The sequence below is a fragment of the Mesorhizobium sp. M1A.F.Ca.IN.020.04.1.1 genome, assembly GCF_003997315.1.
Classification (GTDB): domain Bacteria; phylum Pseudomonadota; class Alphaproteobacteria; order Rhizobiales; family Rhizobiaceae; genus Mesorhizobium.
This window is the reverse complement of the sequence record NZ_RZSN01000332.1, coordinates 1-2,561: the sequence shown is the minus strand read 5'-3', so window position 1 is coordinate 2,561 and position 2,561 is coordinate 1. Positions and strand designations below refer to the sequence as shown.

Annotated in this window: 2 protein-coding genes; one reads left to right on the top strand and one right to left on the bottom strand. The window is 64.8% G+C overall.

Annotation, left to right across the window (positions count from 1 at the left end):
• On the top strand, positions 1 to 686 hold a 686-nt coding region (locus EOA49_RS31440; RefSeq protein ID WP_127243578.1), incomplete at its 5' end, for a GNAT family N-acetyltransferase.
• Between the two features lie 54 nt (positions 687 to 740).
• Here the strand turns inward: EOA49_RS31440 and EOA49_RS31435 are convergent.
• The coding region (locus tag EOA49_RS31435; protein ID WP_127243577.1) for an exopolysaccharide transport family protein at positions 741 to 2,561 on the bottom strand (1,821 nt) is incomplete at its 5' end.

Genomic DNA, 2,561 nt, shown 5'->3' with positions numbered 1-2,561 from the left:
TCGAGGCGCTGCTCAGCCGCGCGAGCGGCAAGCGGAAGCGCAAGAAGCACCGCTCGCAGACGCGCAAGTTCGAGGCCGTCGGCAGCTTCCGCCGTATCGAGGGGCGAAGCCGCAAGGAGGTCGACAGGTTGCTCGACGCTTTCTTCGACATGAAGCAGGCGCGCTTCGCCAAGATGGGCATCGCCAACGTGTTCGGCGATGAAGGCGTGCGCGCCTTCTTCCGGGCGCTGTTTGCCGATGCGCTTGCCGAGCAGGAGCCATCCTTCCTGCTGCACGGGCTGGAGGTAGCGGGAAAACTTCGCGCCGTTACCGGCTCCAGCCGCTCAGGCAAGCGCCTGATCTGCGAGTTCGGCGCGATCGCCGAGGATGATCTCGCCTTCACCAGCCCCGGCGACTTCCTGTTCTTCGACAACATCCAGGAAGCCTGCGAGCAAGGCTTCGACCTCTATGATTTCTCGGTCGGCGACGAGCCCTACAAGCGGCTCTGGTGCGACATCGAGGTCCAGCATTTCGAGGTGCTGATGCCGCTGACGCTGAAAGGTCGCGTGCTAGCCACAGGGTTGCGGCAAGGCGCGCGGGCGAAGGCCCTCATCAAGAACAGTCCGACGGTGTGGAAACTGACCAAGAGCTTGCGCCGGAAGGCTGCCGGACAGGCCACCCCTATTGTTGCCGAGGACGACGCCTGACCGTCGTCCGTCAGCCCGAGACTCAAATCCGAGGGCTTCGCGGGCGATATCTGTTCAGGCCGCCGACCGGCGTCCGGGCAACGGATCTCCCGGTTCATGGCCAACCGGCGTGACCAGCGTGACATCCGGATAGCCGTTCTCGATCAGCTTGACCGCCGCCTGCGTGACCTCGTCATCGGCTTCGAGCATCGACAGGAAGACTTCCGTGCCATCGCCAACCAGGCGGCTGATGCCTTGTGCGTCGGCAGGGCCGCATTCGACGACGACGAGGTCGTAAGCCGTGGTCAGCGACTGCATGATGATCGGCAGCCGGTCGGCGGCGCGCATGGCGCGGATAGGATCGGCGGTACCGACCGGAATCACATGCGCGTCCGAATAGAGATCGGGATGGATGACGTCGCTGAACTGCGCCTCGGAGGCCAGCAGATTGGTGATGCCGGGAAGCAGTCCGCTGTCCAGCATCGGGCGCGAGGCGGCGCCCGAGGCGGTGAGATCGAGCAGGAGCACCCGGAGGCCCGCATCCGACACTTCGCGCGCCACCAGCACGGCGGTGGCGGCGGCCTCGTCACCTTCCGGGGAGACAAAGATGGCGCGCGCGGCACCCGAGGCAATCAGCTTTTCCGCCGCCTTCTCGACATCGATCTCGCCAAGTCTCGGCTGCCATGACCGGCGCGCTTCGGGCTGTGCCGGGTCTGGTGGATCTACCGGCTCGGCAGGCGCTGCCTCCATGACGGTGCCCTGCCCGATCCGCTCGTCAGCGACCGAATCGTCGCTAGCTTCATCTTCGGCATCGGCGAGCGCCGGTTCGGTGCGCGCCACCGGCATCGCCACCTGTTCGATCGGCTCGAATCGGGCTCCGGCGGCCGGACGCATGGCACGGCCGGAGAACAATTCCCTCAGAAGCGTGCTGATCGCCATCAGCAGCAGCGACGCGGCGGCGGCAGCACCAGTGATCGGGCCGATCTTCGGGAAATACGGTTCGGTCGGCACCTGTGCTTTCGAAAGCAGACGGGCGTCGACCGGCAGATAGTTGCGGTCCGCGCGCGAAGCCGCCTCGCGGTAGCTTGCCATATAGGATTCGAGCTGCTGGCGCTGGGCATTGGCGTCGCGCTGCAGCGCATCGAGCTCCACCTGCTGCTCGCCGGCACGGGCCGAAGCGGCTTTCAGCGTGTTGACCTCCTGGACCAGCTGGTCCTCACGAGCTTTGGCGGTCTGTGCCTGAGTCGCCAATCCCTTGAGGATCTTCTGCGCCTCGTTGCGGATCTGGCCATTGAGATCGGCAAGCTGCGACTTCAGCGCCCGGATGCGAGGATGGTTGTCGAGCAGCGTCGTCGACAGATCGGCAATATTGGTCCTGAGCTCTACCTGCCGCTCGAGCAGGCGCTGGATCAGCTCGGAAGACAGAACTTCCGGCACGCTGTCCAGCGTGCCGCCATTCTGCAGCGCCTTGCGCACGCTGTCAGCGGTCGCCTCTGCGGCGGCGCGATTGGCGCGCACCCGGGAAAGCTCGCTCGACAGTTCCGAGAGCTGCTGCGTCGCGAGGACCGAATTGTTGCCGCCCATCAACAGGTCGGATTGCGCGCGATAGGCGGCAACCTTGGCTTCGGCATCCTTCACCCGATTCTGCAGATCGGTGATTTCCGGGCCGAGGAAGCCTGTGGCGGCGGTGTTCGATTCCATCTTCGCAATGCCTTTTGAGGCAAGGTAGGCCTGCGCAATGGCGTCCGCGACCTGGGCGGCGAGCTTTGGATTGTTCGAGGAGAACTCAACGGCAATTACGCGGGATTTTTCAACGCCGTAGACGTTGAGCTTATCGTGCATTGCCTTGAGCACGCGCTCTTCCGGCGGGATGTCGAAGGGGTCGCTCTTCAGGCC